Source organism: Streptomyces sp. AC512_CC834 (genome assembly GCF_019049325.1).
GTDB lineage: Bacteria > Actinomycetota > Actinomycetes > Streptomycetales > Streptomycetaceae > Streptomyces.
In genome coordinates this window covers 180708-195348 of the sequence record NZ_JAGMUO010000128.1, presented here as the reverse complement: position 1 = coordinate 195348, position 14641 = coordinate 180708, and the positions used below count along the sequence as shown (strand labels likewise).

16 protein-coding genes and 1 pseudogene are annotated in these 14641 nt (G+C 69.3%); 15 read left to right on the top strand and 2 right to left on the bottom strand.

The features are described from left to right. The first annotated feature begins 21 nt into the window (after window positions 1–21). Window positions 22–687 carry a class I SAM-dependent methyltransferase gene (locus KUM40_RS39245; protein WP_217171164.1) on the top strand — a complete coding sequence of 222 codons (666 nt, stop codon included), beginning with the start codon at window positions 22–24 and terminating at the stop codon, window positions 685–687. Window positions 688–899: 212 nt separating this feature from the next. Here the strand turns inward: KUM40_RS39245 and KUM40_RS39240 are convergent. Next, a pseudogene (locus KUM40_RS39240) lies at window positions 900–1043 on the bottom strand (cation transporter); the annotation flags it as partial. Between the two features lie 230 nt (window positions 1044–1273). Between KUM40_RS39240 and cutA the strand changes: the two are divergent. Next, the gene (gene cutA / locus KUM40_RS39235) at window positions 1274–1600 is read left to right on the top strand and encodes a divalent-cation tolerance protein CutA (RefSeq protein ID WP_217171163.1); all 327 of its coding nucleotides are present in this window, start codon (window positions 1274–1276) and stop codon (window positions 1598–1600) included. Window positions 1601–1650: 50 nt separating this feature from the next. Here cutA and KUM40_RS39230 read toward each other — a convergent pair whose 3' ends face one another. Beyond that, the gene (locus tag KUM40_RS39230) at window positions 1651–2898 is read right to left on the bottom strand and encodes a helix-turn-helix domain-containing protein (RefSeq protein WP_217171162.1); all 1248 of its coding nucleotides are present in this window, start codon (window positions 2896–2898) and stop codon (window positions 1651–1653) included. A gap of 131 nt (window positions 2899–3029) precedes the next feature. Here KUM40_RS39230 and KUM40_RS39225 point away from each other — a divergent pair, with 131 nt between their 5' ends. From KUM40_RS39225 to KUM40_RS39165, 13 genes are all read left to right on the top strand, one after another. After that, window positions 3030–3545 carry an ATP-binding protein gene (locus KUM40_RS39225; protein WP_217171161.1) on the top strand — a complete coding sequence of 172 codons (516 nt, stop codon included), beginning with the start codon at window positions 3030–3032 and terminating at the stop codon, window positions 3543–3545. Then, the gene (locus tag KUM40_RS39220; RefSeq protein ID WP_217171160.1) at window positions 3503–4126 is read left to right on the top strand and encodes a hypothetical protein; all 624 of its coding nucleotides are present in this window, start codon (window positions 3503–3505) and stop codon (window positions 4124–4126) included. Before KUM40_RS39225 ends, KUM40_RS39220 begins: the two co-directional genes overlap by 43 nt. 131 nt (window positions 4127–4257) lie before the next feature. Then, the gene (locus KUM40_RS39215; protein WP_217171159.1) at window positions 4258–4512 is read left to right on the top strand and encodes a hypothetical protein; all 255 of its coding nucleotides are present in this window, start codon (window positions 4258–4260) and stop codon (window positions 4510–4512) included. 126 nt (window positions 4513–4638) lie between these two features. After that, window positions 4639–5334: an HAD family hydrolase gene (locus KUM40_RS39210; protein WP_217171158.1), complete on the top strand. Its 696-nt coding sequence runs from the start codon at window positions 4639–4641 to the stop codon at window positions 5332–5334. Window positions 5335–5516: 182 nt separating this feature from the next. After that, on the top strand, window positions 5517–7184 hold the full coding sequence (locus KUM40_RS39205) for a hypothetical protein (RefSeq protein WP_254396331.1): 1668 nt from the start codon (window positions 5517–5519) through the stop codon (window positions 7182–7184). After that, window positions 7181–8131 (top strand): thymidylate synthase, encoded by a 951-nt coding sequence (locus KUM40_RS39200; RefSeq protein ID WP_217171156.1) that lies wholly within the window; start codon window positions 7181–7183, stop codon window positions 8129–8131. The genes KUM40_RS39205 and KUM40_RS39200 overlap by 4 nt, the downstream gene beginning before the upstream one ends. 8 nt (window positions 8132–8139) lie before the next feature. Further along, on the top strand, window positions 8140–9858 hold the full coding sequence (locus tag KUM40_RS39195; protein ID WP_217171155.1) for a carbamoyltransferase C-terminal domain-containing protein: 1719 nt from the start codon (window positions 8140–8142) through the stop codon (window positions 9856–9858). Continuing rightward, complete coding sequence (locus KUM40_RS39190) at window positions 9855–10907, top strand: hypothetical protein (RefSeq protein ID WP_281907710.1); 1053 nt, start codon at window positions 9855–9857, stop codon at window positions 10905–10907. The genes KUM40_RS39195 and KUM40_RS39190 overlap by 4 nt, the downstream gene beginning before the upstream one ends. A 96-nt stretch (window positions 10908–11003) precedes the next feature. Beyond that, on the top strand, window positions 11004–11513 hold the full coding sequence (locus KUM40_RS39185; protein ID WP_217171153.1) for a topology modulation protein: 510 nt from the start codon (window positions 11004–11006) through the stop codon (window positions 11511–11513). A gap of 31 nt (window positions 11514–11544) precedes the next feature. Continuing rightward, window positions 11545–12393 (top strand): class I SAM-dependent methyltransferase, encoded by an 849-nt coding sequence (locus tag KUM40_RS39180; protein WP_217171152.1) that lies wholly within the window; start codon window positions 11545–11547, stop codon window positions 12391–12393. Further along, the gene (locus KUM40_RS39175; RefSeq protein ID WP_217171151.1) at window positions 12390–13151 is read left to right on the top strand and encodes a phosphotransferase; all 762 of its coding nucleotides are present in this window, start codon (window positions 12390–12392) and stop codon (window positions 13149–13151) included. Before KUM40_RS39180 ends, KUM40_RS39175 begins: the two co-directional genes overlap by 4 nt. Then, window positions 13148–13804: a histidine phosphatase family protein gene (locus KUM40_RS39170; protein WP_217171150.1), complete on the top strand. Its 657-nt coding sequence runs from the start codon at window positions 13148–13150 to the stop codon at window positions 13802–13804. Before KUM40_RS39175 ends, KUM40_RS39170 begins: the two co-directional genes overlap by 4 nt. Then, window positions 13801–14637, top strand: a complete 837-nt coding sequence (locus KUM40_RS39165) for an aminoglycoside phosphotransferase family protein (RefSeq protein ID WP_217171149.1) — start codon at window positions 13801–13803, stop codon at window positions 14635–14637. The genes KUM40_RS39170 and KUM40_RS39165 overlap by 4 nt, the downstream gene beginning before the upstream one ends. Window positions 14638–14641 lie beyond the last annotated feature (4 nt).

The following is a 14641-nucleotide window of genomic DNA, read 5'->3' as shown; positions in this document are numbered from 1 at the left end:
GGATGAGGGGAGCGGAGCACCATGGCGAGTAGCGAACAGGAACTGGCGGACGCGCAACGACGGCACTGGCAGAGCACCTACACCGCCCACCCCGGCATGTACGGCGAGCAGGCCTCCAACCCGGCCGTCCACGCCGCCTCGGTGTTCCGTACGGCCGGAGCCAGGGACGTGCTGGAACTCGGCGCCGGGCACGGCCGCGATGCCCTGTACTTCGCTCGCGAAGGGTTCACGGTCCAGGCCGCCGACTTCTCCGCCGCCGGCCTTGAGCAGCTGCACGAGTCGGCTCGAGCGCAGGGCGTCGCCGAGCGGGTCGCCACCGCCGTGCACGATGTCCGCGATCCACTGTCCCTGCCGGACGCCTCCATGGACGCCGTCTTCGCGCACATGCTGCTGTGCATGGCGCTGTCCACCAAGGAGATCCACGCCTTGGTCGGCGAGATCCGCCGCGTCCTGCGACCGGGCGGAGCCTTCGTCTACACCGTCCGGCACGCCGGCGACGCCCACTACGGCGACGGCACCGCGCACGGCGACGACATTTTCGAGCACAGCGGCTTCGCCGTGCACTTCTTCGACCGCGATCTGGTCGACGCTCTCGCCGACGGCTGGGTGCTGGACGAGGTCCACGCCTTCGACGAGGGCGGCTTGCCCCGCCGTCTTTGGCGCGTCACACAGACCCTGCCCCGATGACCAAGGACGGCTGCCACGGCGACTGAGTATACGGGACGGGGGTATGGAAGTTCGTATGGCAGTGAAGGGCATCGCTCAGTTGGCGGCCAGGCCATCATCCGGCACCTCGTGCGGGACGTGGTGCGGGCCGTCAGGCCCGCCCCACCCTCTTCGGCGGTGTGCTCAGCTCGCGGCCTTGAAGCCTCGCAGTCGCAGGGATTTGCCGACGACGAGGCCTTCTCCGTGGCGTAGTTGACGGTCGCGGTGACCCCGTCCATCCGGTTGAGCTTCTTCTCGATCCGGGCGGCGCACGAGGCGCAGGTCATGCCGCCGATGGCGAGTTCCACCTCGGCTGTGTCGGGGACCGTGGTGGCCATCACTACTCCTCCGCGAGGGACCGGTTCAGGCCTACGCAGCACACGAAGCCGTTGGGCGAGCGCACCTTCACCGTCATGCCAAAACGGCGCTCCTCTCACGCGATCACGGAGCGCTGTAGAGATGACCGGTGCGGACGATGATTTCGCCCAGCTCTCCCGGCGACTACCACCGCCGGTCTGCCTCGGACGTCTGGATAGGGTCGCCGTACCCGAGCTGGAGAGGTAGCCGCATGGACCACGAGATCGTGATCGCGCAGACGACCAGTGACGACGAAGGTCAGGCGAAGGCTCTCGCCCGAGGCGCGGTTGAGAGCAAACTGGCGGCGGGCGTTCACATCGATGCGCCCATCACCGCCTTCTACTGGTGGAAGGGGAAGGTCGAAGCGGCTCAGGAGTGGCGCATCTCGTACATGACGTCGTCTGACCGCCTCCCCGCACTGGAGGCGTGGCTGCACGAGCAACACCCGTATGACGTCCCCCAGTGGGTCACGCTGCCCGTGACCGGAGGGTCGGAGGCGTACCTGACCTGGGTGGTCGACGAGACGCGCCCGCAGTAGGGCGCGCCACCCAATGCCTCGCCGTCAAGCGAGCCCCACACTGCTGCGGTTCACGACGACGCGAATGTCAGCAGGTGGCCGGCCAGATCGTGCTCCGTGTCAGGGAGCCCGGCAGCGATGGCCTGCGCCCGCTGACGTCCCATGGTGTTGGGCTTGGACTCCGCTGCTGCTGCGAACTGGTGCGCGACGTAGGCTCCGCGGTCTACGTCGCCGCCCCGTAGAAGTGCCGACGCCAGGTCCCCGAGGACCACCACTCCGGAGTCGGGCAGTTCTTCACCGAGGCGCTCGACCGCGGAGTCGGCTGTGGCCGTCAGCTCTTGGCGCTTGAGTTCGCCGTATACCGAGAGCGCCAGTGAGTCCATCCGGTACGGCGTCACGAAACGGACCCACGCCTGCTCACTCCTGTGGTCGGCGAAGTCGTAAGCGAATATCGCCTGCTCCAGGGCTCGGAGAGCGCCGGCGTCATCCCCTGACTGGGCCGCTTCCTCCGCGTACCGCCCCAGGGCCCACGCTGCAGCGGTTGCGTTGCCACGCCCGCGCACATCCTGAGCTGCCTGTGACAGCATCTCCAGCGCCTTCGCAGGGCTGGGGGCGCCGTAGCTCGCGTAGCCCAGTGCCAGGGCGCGCAGAGGGGGGTGCCCGGCCTTCTTCGCGCACTCCGAGGTCACCCCGTAATAGGCGGCTGCCTTGTCGTGCTCCCCAAGATCCCAGGCAACCCACCCGGCAAGAGCTGCGGTTTCTCCCGCCGCGATGGTCAGTGCTCGCTCATGGGTGCCGGCACGGGGGAGGGCCGCGGTGATTGCGTCCAGGTGTGACTCGACCCGAGCCTGCAGACTGCGTGCGCTTTCACTCAGTTCGTCCACATGCAACCGGGCCGCATGATCAATGAGGACGCCCGCCGACTCAGGGTCGATCTTGGCACCCCTGCTGAGTGCGTAGGCGAGTCGGCCCCACGGCTCAGCGGCCGTAGCTGCGCCGACGACGGCGCCTCCCAGCAGCGTTCGGCGCTTCACGTCGTCCAGATCCTCCCCTTCAGCCCTGTGCTTCTCCCGCCGCCTGGCTCGGGCGGCTTTCGCCTCGCGCAGCAGCGGATCCAGCGGGACGCCGCAGGCCAAAGCGATGTTCCCCAGTGTGTGGTCCGTGGGGACATTGTCACCTCTTTCGTACCGACCGACCTCTCGGCGAGTCATCGTTGCCCGGCCGGAGGCGGCGTTGATCGCATGTGCCTGCTCGTCCTGCGTCCGGTTCGCGTCAAGCCGCAGGCGACGGAGCAGCTCGGCAAACGGATCTACTGCCATGAGTCTGACCTCTATCGGTGGGGGTCATCCAATCCTGGCCCCAACTTCCCTCTGATTTTCCCCCCTTGACAAAGGTTTTCCCCCTCGGGTTTCCCCTGTTCCGGATCACGGAGGCGCGGTGCGATGGGCACATGACCACGCACCGGGCAGCAACGCCACCCCGATCCAGGAGTGATGACGCCGGGACCACCGCCGGCCCCACGCCTGCTGCGTGCCCGCTGACGTCTCGTGTCTTCGAGATGGTCATGGAGCCGGCGGGTGTTCACGTTGCTCAAGCCAGACGAACCACGACCACCGTGCTGAGGCAGTGGTCGTTGCCGGACGCCCCGGCAGAAGACGCCCGGCTCGTTGTCTCGGAGTTGGTGACCAACGCGATCACCCACGGCTCTGGGGACGTCCGGCTGCGACTGCGGCACGACAACCACGAGCTGCGTATCTCGGTCACCGACTACAGCATCGTCCCGGCCAGGCGACGACGCACAGGTGCCGACGACCACGGTGGACGAGGGCTGCATCTCGTCGCTCGTGTGTCGCTTCGGTGGGGCGTGGCGGACGGCGGCCGGACCACATATGCGGTGATTCCCACTCTTACGGAGGCATCCCCATGTCGTCGCACGACGCCCCCAAGCTCGGCCCCGACGTGTTGAGCCCCGTGGCTGCCCGCGGCCTGGATCGGGAGACGCAGGCGGACGGCGACTGGCTGGTTGCCACTAAGGGCCGCCCGAGGCGGCCCCGCGCCCCACACCGCTCGAAGCGCCAGTCCCACCACGGCCAGCTTCACAAGATCCGCCAGCACTTCTATCGCGAGGTCGTCGGCACGCGGACTCGTCGGAACGCCGACCAGCCGCTGCGCTTGCTGGCGTACAGCCTGGTGCCGAGCCCGGGCGCCCACCCGGACGAGGACTGGGGCACCCTACAGGCCGAGGCCGAGCAGCACGGTTACGCGATAGGCGCACGGCTCCACGACGTTGCGGTCCCCGTGCCCGCGACGTACTTCCCTGGCTCCCGTACGGGCCGGAGCGTCTACACGCCCCCTTGGCAGCGCCCTGGCTGGAGGGAAGTCGAGCGACAGATCCGCGACGGGTTTGCGGAGGGCGTGATCGTCCTCGACCGGCACAACATCAGTTCCGATGACGACGAATACCACGCCGTGATCAAGCACCTGGGCGAGCGGTACCAGGCTTTGGTGCACCTCGTGATCTCCGAGGAGCCCAGCGCCCCGACTTGAAGGCGTCCGCTGCGCTGGATGGACAAGAAGGGCTGGGGCTGGAGGCAGATCAGCGCCCAGATCCTCCTCGTCACCACCGTGGGTGCCGTGCTCGCCATCACCTTCACATACACCTGACCAGGGGGCTCACCATGACATTCGAGGGACACACCGACCGGGCGCCGCAGCTCCTGCCGCACCGTGCGCAGGGCGAAGCGCTCCTCTCCATCCAGGAGGCCGTCCCGAGGCCGCCCAGCGAGGTTGGGGTCGACCTCTTCGCTGTTCCGGCCGGCGAGGTGCAGGGGAGCGGCTTCGACCTCTCTCGTTTCCAACGGCTCTCCCGCCTGCCGGCCTCGGAGAACGGGTCGCCCTCGTCGTCGAGTGACGGACCGCCGGACGCGGCGTAGAGACCCTGTCGCACTGGAACGCGGCCTTCGCGGAGGCCGACGGCCCGGATCAGGACCCCGAGTGCGAACTCAAAACGGCTTCGGCTCTCTGAAGCGCGACAGCCACCCCTGACGAGAAGGACGACCATGACCGTTCCCGCGCCGGAATCGCCATCAGCTCCGCCCACGCCGAGCGACAACACGTCGCACGCTCTTCTCCTTGACCTCGACGGCGTCCTGCTCGACACCCGTCCGGTGATGCGGACGGCGTGGCGGAGGGTCCAAGAGCTGCATGGCGTCACCCTTCCGTTCCACGCCTACGAGCGCCACCTGGGGCGCGAATTCGGCGACATCATGCAGCGACTAGGCGTGGCCGACGCCGAGGCAGTCCGCCGGACGTACGAAGCGGAGTCCGTTGGCGCCGCGCATCTCGCGCAGGACTTCACCGGCATCGTCGAGATGCTCCACGCCTTCGTGGCCGCCGGCTGGCGGCTGGGTGTGGTGACGTCCAAGCACGTCGACCGCGCGGCCCCTCTCCTCGCGCGTCTCGGATGTCCCTTCGCGACCGTCCGCACCCCGGCGGGAGCGGGCCGGACGAAGCCGGCCCCAGACCCGCTCCTCCTCGCCCTGGTCGATCTGGAAGTTGATCCCGCCGCAGCCGTGTATGTGGGGGACATGGCGGTCGATCAGGAATCGGCCGCACGGGCAGGGGTCGCCTACATCCACGCTGGGTGGGGATACGGGCAGCCCACCGCCCCCGAACCCGAGACGGTCGCCTCGCCCAAGGAACTGCTGCGCCTTCTCCGCCCCGCCGAGCAGCTCGTCGAGGGGAGCATGGTGTGAGTCCCCGCACGACCGGTGGTCTGGGCCTGGTCCGCTCCGCCTCCGCCTTCGCCGGGAAGCCGGCATGGGCTCTCGTCGGTAGCGGCGCCCTGGCGCACGCGAGAACCGACCACGTCCACACCACGGAGCTGGAAGCCACGGCCGTCGACCGGCAGGAGCTGCGCGCCTGCGTTGAAGGCGCCATGGCCTCCCTCGACCGCTATGGCGCCTCGCTCGCCTCCACTCCGGGCGGAGCCGGCTGGCTCCACGTCCAGCATGTTCCCGTGCGGCGCTTCGTTGCCGAGATCGTGCGCAAGCTCCTGGCGCTGAACGCCTGGGAGCCGTTCGCTTCGGCGCCGGGACCCCTCGCTCTGGCCCCGTACGAGGGACTCGTGGGACTGCGTTCGAGCAGCTCGCGAGAGTACCTGGCCTACACCGTGACCTGGTCCGGCATCGCGTACCTGCTCGGGGCTGCGGCACCGCACAACCCGACCCGCTCCGCCCAGCTACGCAACCAAGCCCGGACAGGCACGGTGAACAAGGAGCCGAGCCTACTCCCCGCAGACCTCGGACGGCAGGACGTCCTGGCGCTGTCCTGGACCTCCCGCCACGCTGCCACGCTGAGGCCGGTTCTCACCGAACTGGCGCGCGACGGACAGATGAGTCTTCTGCTAGATCTCGCGACCGATCCCGCAGAGCGGTGCACCGCGGGATCGGTCACAGGCATCGAACTGCGCTCGGCGCCGAGTGACCTCTTCACCCTCTCCGGCACCGCCGAGGGCCTACACCTGCCCGACGACGAGTACGTCGTCCACGTTGCAGGCCACGGTGTTCAACTCGCGAGGTTGGTACGGCTCTTGTCCGTGCTGCTGGAAACCAGCGGGGGCTGCACGCAGCCGTCGTGGCGGACCCTGGTGCGGGCGGAGTGCTGGCTCGACGACATGCTGTCGACGACCAGGCCGCACACCGTCCTCCTGAGCAACGACACCAGCCCTCTCGGCGTGCTGGCCGCGCACGCCGCCGAGCGACACGGCGCGAATTCGGTCCACGTCCAGCACGGGGCGTGGACGGCGGAATCGGCCGCCTGGCCGGCCCTGCACAGCCGCGACATCATCGTCATGGGCGAACGGGACCTCGCTCTGGGACGAGCGTGGGTGCGCCACCCCGACGCTGAGGTACACGTACTCGGACAGCCCCGCTTCGACGCACTTGCCGACCTGGGCCGCGAGGCGCAGCGGCGGTACCTGGAGAAGTTGCTGGCTACGGATGGCCGCCGCGCGCCCGCCCGGATAGCGGTGTGGGCCTGCCAGCCGTTCAGCCCCGATCACCTCAAGTCCCATGCGGACCTTCTCCTGGACGGACTCGGTAAGGCGGAGGGCGACTGGGGTCTCGTCATCGCTCCACACCCGGCGCAGGGCGACGATGCCTTCACCTCTCTTTTGAAACGGGCTGGCGGACCGCTCGTTGCCGTGGCCGATCCCCGGGTCGGTGCGCGAGGCTGCCTCGCCGGCGCTGACGCCCTGGCGAGCGCGTACTCGACGTGCGGGATCGAAGCCGCGCTGCTCGCGGTCCCGGTCCTCGAAATCGGCCCGCCGGGTGAACGCACGCTGGACCTGGCCGGTCAAGGTCTCGCAACCCGGTGCCACGACGCCGGTGGCGTCACCGAAGCGCTTTCCGCACTGCGCGAGCCGCTCACGCCCATCCCGCAGACGGCCCTGGACACGGTGTGCCGGTGGCGCGGCGACAGCGCCTCTCGGATCGCTCGCCTCATCACCGATCGCGCCGCATCCGCCACCGGGCCGCGCAGTTCCATCCGCCAAGATGCGGGCGACTCTGCGTCGCCCCAGGACGAAGGAGCATCCGTCCGATGACACGCCTCACCGCCGACAGCATGGCCGAGCTGTTCTCCGGCGCCGTCACGCTGGCGAAGTCCGGCGAGAAGGTCAGCCCCCGGGGCATGGCCACCCGCGAAGTCCGTGACGTGCACCTGTTGCTCACCCAGCCGCGCGCCCGCATGCTCTACGCACCGCCGGCCCGGATCGTCAACCCGGCCTTCGCGGTCGCCGAGACGGTCTGGCACCTGTCCGGATCCGACGCTTCGTGGATCTTCGACTACAACGAACGGCTGCGGCAGTACGCCGACGACGGCGTCCTCCTCGGTGCGTACGGGCCCAGGATGCGGAACTGGGCCGGCAAGGTGGACCAGCTGGCCCGTGTCGTGGAGGTCCTCAAGGAGGACCCCGACTCCCGGCGGGCCCTGATCCAGCTCTACGACCCGGCCCAGGACGCCGCCGGCCACAAGGACGTGCCTTGCACCCTCGGCTTCCGGTTCCACCTGCGCGACGGCCGCCTGCACATGGCGACCATGATGCGCGGCCAGGACGTGTGGATCGGCATGCCGTACGACGTGTTCTTCTACACCGTGCTGCACGAACTGGTCGCCGGGTGGCTCGACGAGGAACTGGGCGAGTTCCATCTGCACGTCGGCTCGCTGCACATCTACGACGAACACGCGGAGCAGGCCGACGCGCTGACCTCGCTTTCGGCGAGCCCGCACATGCCCGATTTGCGAACGCCCTGGACGGGCTTCACCGGCCTGCTCGACCAGGTCGAGGCCCGCGTCGCGACCGGCCACCCCGGCTGGGACGCGATGGCCGAGACGCTGCGCAGCTACCGGCTGTGGAAGGACGGCAAGCACGAACGGGCATGGCGGGCAGCCGACATGATCGACGGACCCCTCGGCCAGGCCCTCATCGCCTGGTACGGAGAGCTGAAGCGCCGCTCGGCCAGGCGCGCGACAACGGCCGAGGCAAGGTGATCGCGGCCATGAAGCGCACACCTTCCGTCGTCCTCGGCCTGTGCTCGTACACCCACGACTCGTCGGCCGCCCTTCTCGTAGACGGTGAACTCGTCGGCTTCGTCGAGGAGGAGCGCCTCTCCGAGCAGAAGCACACCAAGCTTTACCCGGCCCACGCCATCGGGTGGCTGCTCGACCAGGCCAAGCTGAGCGCCGCCGACGTGGACGCCGTCGCCTACAACTTCCAGCCCGCTCGCTACCTCGCCGAGTCGCCCGCCGCCCTGCGCATGGCGCTCTCGCCGACGACGCGCGACCGGAGCCTGGCGCGTGCCCACGGGTTCGCCAAGGTGGCCGTGCGCACCCAGCGGCGGCTGGGTGTCCTCGGCAGCCAGTTCCCCTCTGCCCATGTCACGCCGGTCCTGCACCACCGCGCCCATCAGCTCACCGCCTTCGCGGCCTCGGGCTGGCAGGAAGCCGCCGTGCTCGTGGTCGACAGCCTCGGCGAGCGGCAGACCACCACCATCGCCCGCGGCCAGGGCACTCATCACCCCCGCGCCCGAACACTGGAAGTGATCAACGACCCGGCCTCCCTGGGATACGTGTACGGCGCTGTCACCGAGCACCTGGGCTGGCGACGGGGCGACGAGGAAGGCACCGTCATGGCGCTGGCCGCCCTCGGCGACCCTTCCCGCTTCCGCCACCTGTTCGCGAGGGCTGTCCGCACGACCGCTACGGGCTTCCACATCGACCCCGGCTACTTCCCCACGCGCACCCTCACATCGGGATACCCGAGGACATCGCGGCGGTTCGTCGCCGAGACATGCTCCGAGCGGCACCCTAGCGAGCCGCTCACGGACGTCCACCGAGATCTGGCGGCTGCCCTCCAGGAGCGGACCGAGCAGGTGATGGTGCACCTCGCCCGCCGCACCCGTGTGCTCACTGGCTCCCGGCGCCTGTGCGTGGGAGGCGGTGTCGCCACGAACTGTGTGAGCATCGGGAAGATCATCGAGTCCGGCATCTTCGACGAGGTGTTCGTGCCGCCGGCGCCGGGTGACGCCGGAACCGCGATCGGAGCCGCCCTCGCCGTGCACGTCGACCGGCACAACCCTTGCCCGGTCGCCGGCATCGCCCGCACCTGCTACCTCGGCCCCTCCTACGAGGACCAGTCCCTCGACCTGACCCCCTGGCCCGGCCTCCGCCAGAAAACCCTGGGCGTCGAGACCGCCGAGTTCCTCGCCGACCAACTGGCCCACGGCACGATCGCCGGACTGTTCCAGGGCGCCGTCGAAGCCGGGCCGCGCGCCCTGGGCAACCGCTCGATCCTCGCCTCCCCGCTGGAACCCGGCGTCGTGGAGCGCCTGAACGCCACCGTGAAGTTTCGCGAACCATTTCGGCCCTTCGCCCCGATGGTCCCGGGCGAGCGCGCTGACGAGTTCTTCACGCTCGGCCAGCCGGCGCCGTACATGTCCATGGCCTCCGGCGTGACCGACCAGACGCGCGAGCGCGTGCCCGCAATCGTGCACGAGAACGGCACCTCGCGCCTGCAGACCGTGACCCGGTCGCAAAACCCGTTCATGCACGCGGTCCTGACCGCCTTCGGCCGCAGGACCGGCGTACCCGTGCTGATCAACACCTCCCTCAACATCAAGGGCAAGCCGATCTGCGGGACACCCGAGATGGCACTGGACTGCCTGGCCAACTCCGGACTCGACGCCCTGCTCCTCGAAGGGCGGTGGATCACCAAGTGAAGATCGGATATAGCTTCTGGGGCTTCCTCGGCAACGGCGTCACCGACACCCCGGACGGGGGCCGCAGCCACCGCCGCCCCTTCATCGACGCCCTCCTCGCCCGCGGTCACGACATCGTCTTCCTACAGACCGACCGCGACCGCCTCGAGGCCGGCGACGACCTCGGTGGCGCGTACACCTTCGATCACAGCCTGCCGGGCCTCGACGTCCTGTTCCTGGAATGGCGCTGGGCGATCACCGGCCGCAACACCACCGTATGCGGGAGCGAGGGACACACCTGCGACCTGCACCGTCAGGCCCAGCTCATCAACCACTACACGGTCCGGCACCGTACGCCCACCGTGATCTGGGACAAGGACCGCACCCTGCGGGCCGAGAGCGTGTGGCGACGTACGGCCCACACCCTCGTCTTCGAGGCCGCGCTCGCGCCGACCCACGGCGCGCGCTCCCTGCTCTTCCCCGTTGCCAAGGACCTCATCGCTCAGGCGGACCCCGTGGCCCTCGCGGCACGGCGGCGGGACCTCGTGCTCGGCTACGTGGGCAACCAGTACGACCGCGACGAACCCTTCGACCGCTTCTTCGCTCCGGCTGCCGCCCGCGTCGATCACCTGGTCGCCGGAAAATGGACGAAGACCGACCGCTGGCCGCACGTCCGCTTCGTGGGCCGGATCCCGTTCGAGGCCGCTGCAGGCGTCTACGGCCGGGCCCTGGCCACGGTGCTCATGCTGCCCGAGCGGTATGCCCGCGTCGGGCAGATGACCCAGCGCATTTTCGAGGCCGTGCTCGCCGGGTGCCTGCCGCTGGCCCCGGCGGACATCCGCTTCGCCGACCGCTTCGTTCCGCAGGAGCTGGTCGTGCGCTCCGGTCGAGACGTACTGGAACGCCTCTCCTACCTCCGCGAGATCGCCGGCACCCAGCAGCACGCCGACCTGATCGCCGCGTGTGTGGACCGCCTGCACCTGTTCGGCCTGAGCAGGCAGGTCGACACCATGGAATCGGCCCTGCACGCGCTCGCCGGGACTTCTGCGACCGAGCGGGGAGCTGCCTGATGCAGACCGCTCGACAGGCCAAGGCATCTGGATCATCCGATCGCGTCCCGGCAGGTGGGTCCGCCGGACGCCCGAACCTCTCTACGCTGGAGCACCATGAAGAAGGTCGCCATCGTCGGCTGCGCAGGCAGCGGCAAATCCCACGTGGCCCGCGAACTGGGCACGATCCTCGGCGCCCCGGTGACGCACCTGGACGCCGCGTTCTACGACGACGAGTGGAACGCGCTGGCCATGGACAAGTTCACCGACGTGCAGCGCGAGCTGGTCGCGCAGCCGCGGTGGGTGATCGACGGCAACTACAACTCGACGATGCAGGTGCGGCTCGAGGCCTGCGACACGGTGGTCTTGATGGACGTGTCGACCGTGGCGGCGCTGTACGGGATCTTCTCCCGGCAGATCCGACACGGGGCCGGGCACAAGGGCAACGGGGTGCACAACCGCATCCACTGGGGCGTGATCAAGTACGTCGCCACGTACCGGCGCAAGATGCGGCCGCGGGTGATGGCGAAGATCGAGGAGTTCGGCTCCGGCGCCGATGTGGTGCTGCTGGCCAACCGGCGCCAGACGCGCCGCTGGCTGCGGAAGGTGGCCGCCGAGCAGTCCTGAACGGCCCGCGCTCCCGGGCAGGGGGTGCGGCATGAACGAGCCCAACCCGTTCCTGGACCCCGCCAGGCAGCAGGAGCTGTACGGCCGTGCCTCGCGGCTGGCCGGGCGGACCAGCGCCCTGATGCGTGCGAAGACCTCCGGCCGCCCCGTACCCGAGACGATCGTCAGCCTGGTGCAGACCCACCACGGGCAGCCGGACCGACTTGGCGTGGTGCTCGACATCGGCTGCGGTCGCGGCACAAGCAGCCTCGTCATCGCCGAGCAACTCCGGCCGCAGCGCGTCGTCGGCCTGGACGCCGCTCCCTCCCTGCTCGCCCGGGCCCGCGAGCGCGCCAAGGAACTGCACGACACCACAGTGGACTTCGTCGAAGGCGACTTCCATGACGTCCCGATGCCAGCCGGATCGTGCGACGTCGCCATCGCCGCGTTCTGCCTCTACCACTCGCCGAGCCCCAAGGACGTCATCGCGCAGATCGCCAGGGTGCTCGCCCCCGAGGGTCTGGCCGTACTCGTCACCAAGGGCGTCGACAGCTACCAAGAGATGGATCACCTGGTCGCCTCCGCGGGCCTTGACCCGCGGGCCCACCAGCACGAGAGCCTCTACACCGCAGCCCACAGCGGCAACCTCGCCGACCTGGCCGCTTCCTCGCTGGACGTGATCGCCCTCCTGGACGAGGAGCACGTCTTCACCTTCGACGGCCACGACCACACGGCGCAGTACCTGGCCACCAACCCCAAGTACGATCTCGCGCCCGGCCTGTACGGCAACCCCGGGGCCCTGGCCGCGACCCTGCACGAGTTCCTTCCCGACCGGCCGCTCATCACCCGGTCCCGCGTCACCTTCGTCGTCGCGCAGGCGAACGAGGGGCGGCCGGCATGAACCTCGCGCCGTTCACCAAGCACTACCCGACACCGGAACGCGCGGCGGGGGCTGTGCGCCACTACCGGTGGATCAACGAGCACGCAAAGCCGCTGCGGCAGCCGGCCCTCCGCACCATCGGACCTGACAGTCTGACGTTCGAACGGATCGAGGGCCGCTCCGTGCGCCCCGGGGACCTCCCGCGCATGGCGGAACTGCTGGGCCACGCCCACGGTGCCGCCTGGGCCAGCGACCTGCGGTCCGCGTCGCTGGACACCCCGCACCGTTTCCAGGACGGCACGGCGTTCGGCGACTACCTCGGTCTTCGGGAGAAAGCCCTACGGCGACGCCACGAACAGGGCTACCTGCCGAACAAGGCGGCCCTGTACGCGATGCTCGGCCTGCTGGAAGCGACCGCCCAGGGACCATGCGCCTTCTACAAGGACAGCAACCCGCGGAACTTCATCATCACCAGCACGCAGGACATCGTCGCCGTCGACACCGACGACCTGTCGCTTGCCCCGATGGGTTACGACCTCGCCAAGCTCATCGCGACACTCCATCTGACGTACGGACCGCTCAGGGACCAGGCCGTCAACGCCGCCCTGCTCGCGTACAACACGGCAGCCCGAAGTCACGACGCCCGGCTGGGCACGACGGACCGAGGACGGCTCGACAGCTTCCTGGGCCTGCACGCAGTGCTCACCGCCCCGTACGTCGGCCGTAACGGCTACCGCTACGCCCTGTCCCTCCGTTTCCACCACCGAGGAGCCTCGTGATCACCACCGAACTCGTCTTCGTACGGCACGGTCAGGCTCAGTGCAACGCCGACGGCCTCGTCGGGGGACCGCGCACCTGCACCGGCCTGACCAACCTCGGATACGCCCAGGCCGAGCAGGCAGCCCGCCGCCTGGCTACCGAACACCTGAAGAAGCCCTTCGACGTGGTCTACGCGGGCCCGCGGATCCGTCTCGTCCAGACCGGCGAGATCATCGCCCAGACGCTGCAGATCCCACTGCACCACGACGATCGTCTCGACGGCCCGGTCCACGGCGACGCTGACGGCAAAGCTTGGGATGCGGTGAAGACGGCCGCCGACGGCGGACCGCATGCGCATCCCGACACCCCCTGGGCCGCTGGCTCCGACACCTGGAACGGGTTCCTGAAGCGTGCCAGCGGGAACCTGAGCCAGCTCATCGAGGAGAACCAGGGGAAGCGCATCGTCTTCGCGGCCCATGGGGAGACGGTGATCACCGCACACACTCTGCTGCTCGGTATCCCGATCGACTCGCCGGCCGGCTTCACCCACAACCACGCCTCCATCACCCGCTGGCAGCACCACCGCAACCGCCTGGGCCAGACCCGCTGGATGCTCGATCGGCACAACGACACCGAGCACCTCAGTCTCCTCACGCCGGAGCCGACCCCGTGATCACGACATCGGACGATCCCCGGATCCGACTGGCGTATCACTTCCTCGGCGCAGTCGAGATCGCACGCGAGCCCGTGCTTCCGCCCCGGATCGTGCGTCTGGTCGCCGGCGACGGGCGTCACTTCATCGCCAAGCAGCACGCAGAGCGCGACCGGTACGCCGGGGAACTCCACGCCTACGGTGCATGGGGCACCCACCTGACCAGCCACGCGCCGAAGCTGGTCGGCCACGACGACGCCACCCTCACCCTGCTGTTGACCGCGCTCACAGGCGATCGGGCGGACACTGCGGCCCCGGGCTCACCCGAGGAGGAACTGGCCCATCACGAGGCCGGCCATGTCCTCGGCAAGCTTCACCGGGCCACCTCCATGCCGCAGGGCGGCGCCGTCGGGGCAGCGCTCGCCGAGCGCTTCCAGAGCTGGATCGACCGGGCCGTCCACACCGACCTGATCGACCCGGCCGAGGAGAACCTGCTGAAGCACCACGCGGCGATCCTGGGCGCCAGCCGCATGGACAGCGCCGTCTGCCATCTCGACTACCAGCCGCGCAACTGGCTGATCGGCGACACCTTCGGTATCTGCGACTTCGAGCACATGCGACACGACGCCCGGGTCCGCGACTTCGCACGGCTCGAATTCCGACGCTGGCAAGCCGCGCCCCACCTCCGCACGGCCTTCTTCGACGGATACGGGCGTCCGCCGAACGACTCCGAGCGTCGCCTTCTGGAGTCCTTCGGCGCCATCGAGGCGGCCACGGCCCTGGTCAAGGGCCACCAGGAGAACGATCTCGCCCTGAGCGCGCACGGCCGAACCGTCCTGTCCCGGCTCACCTGACCTT

What these genes read in the sequence shown, in the direction of transcription:
- KUM40_RS39225 (WP_217171161.1), top strand. Translation starts at nt 3,030, where the DNA reads ATGACCACGCACCGGGCAGCAACGCCACCCCGATCCAGGAGTGATGAC.
- KUM40_RS39205 (WP_254396331.1), top strand. Translation starts at nt 5,517, where the DNA reads ATGGCCTCCCTCGACCGCTATGGCGCCTCGCTCGCCTCCACTCCGGGC.
- KUM40_RS39220 (WP_217171160.1), top strand. Translation starts at nt 3,503, where the DNA reads ATGTCGTCGCACGACGCCCCCAAGCTCGGCCCCGACGTGTTGAGCCCC.
- KUM40_RS39215 (WP_217171159.1), top strand. Translation starts at nt 4,258, where the DNA reads ATGACATTCGAGGGACACACCGACCGGGCGCCGCAGCTCCTGCCGCAC.
- KUM40_RS39195 (WP_217171155.1), top strand. Translation starts at nt 8,140, where the DNA reads ATGAAGCGCACACCTTCCGTCGTCCTCGGCCTGTGCTCGTACACCCAC.
- KUM40_RS39175 (WP_217171151.1), top strand. Translation starts at nt 12,390, where the DNA reads ATGAACCTCGCGCCGTTCACCAAGCACTACCCGACACCGGAACGCGCG.
- KUM40_RS39230 (WP_217171162.1), bottom strand. Translation starts at nt 2,898, where the DNA reads ATGGCAGTAGATCCGTTTGCCGAGCTGCTCCGTCGCCTGCGGCTTGAC.
- cutA (WP_217171163.1), top strand. Translation starts at nt 1,274, where the DNA reads ATGGACCACGAGATCGTGATCGCGCAGACGACCAGTGACGACGAAGGT.
- KUM40_RS39245 (WP_217171164.1), top strand. Translation starts at nt 22, where the DNA reads ATGGCGAGTAGCGAACAGGAACTGGCGGACGCGCAACGACGGCACTGG.
- KUM40_RS39180 (WP_217171152.1), top strand. Translation starts at nt 11,545, where the DNA reads ATGAACGAGCCCAACCCGTTCCTGGACCCCGCCAGGCAGCAGGAGCTG.
- KUM40_RS39185 (WP_217171153.1), top strand. Translation starts at nt 11,004, where the DNA reads ATGAAGAAGGTCGCCATCGTCGGCTGCGCAGGCAGCGGCAAATCCCAC.
- KUM40_RS39200 (WP_217171156.1), top strand. Translation starts at nt 7,181, where the DNA reads ATGACACGCCTCACCGCCGACAGCATGGCCGAGCTGTTCTCCGGCGCC.
- KUM40_RS39210 (WP_217171158.1), top strand. Translation starts at nt 4,639, where the DNA reads ATGACCGTTCCCGCGCCGGAATCGCCATCAGCTCCGCCCACGCCGAGC.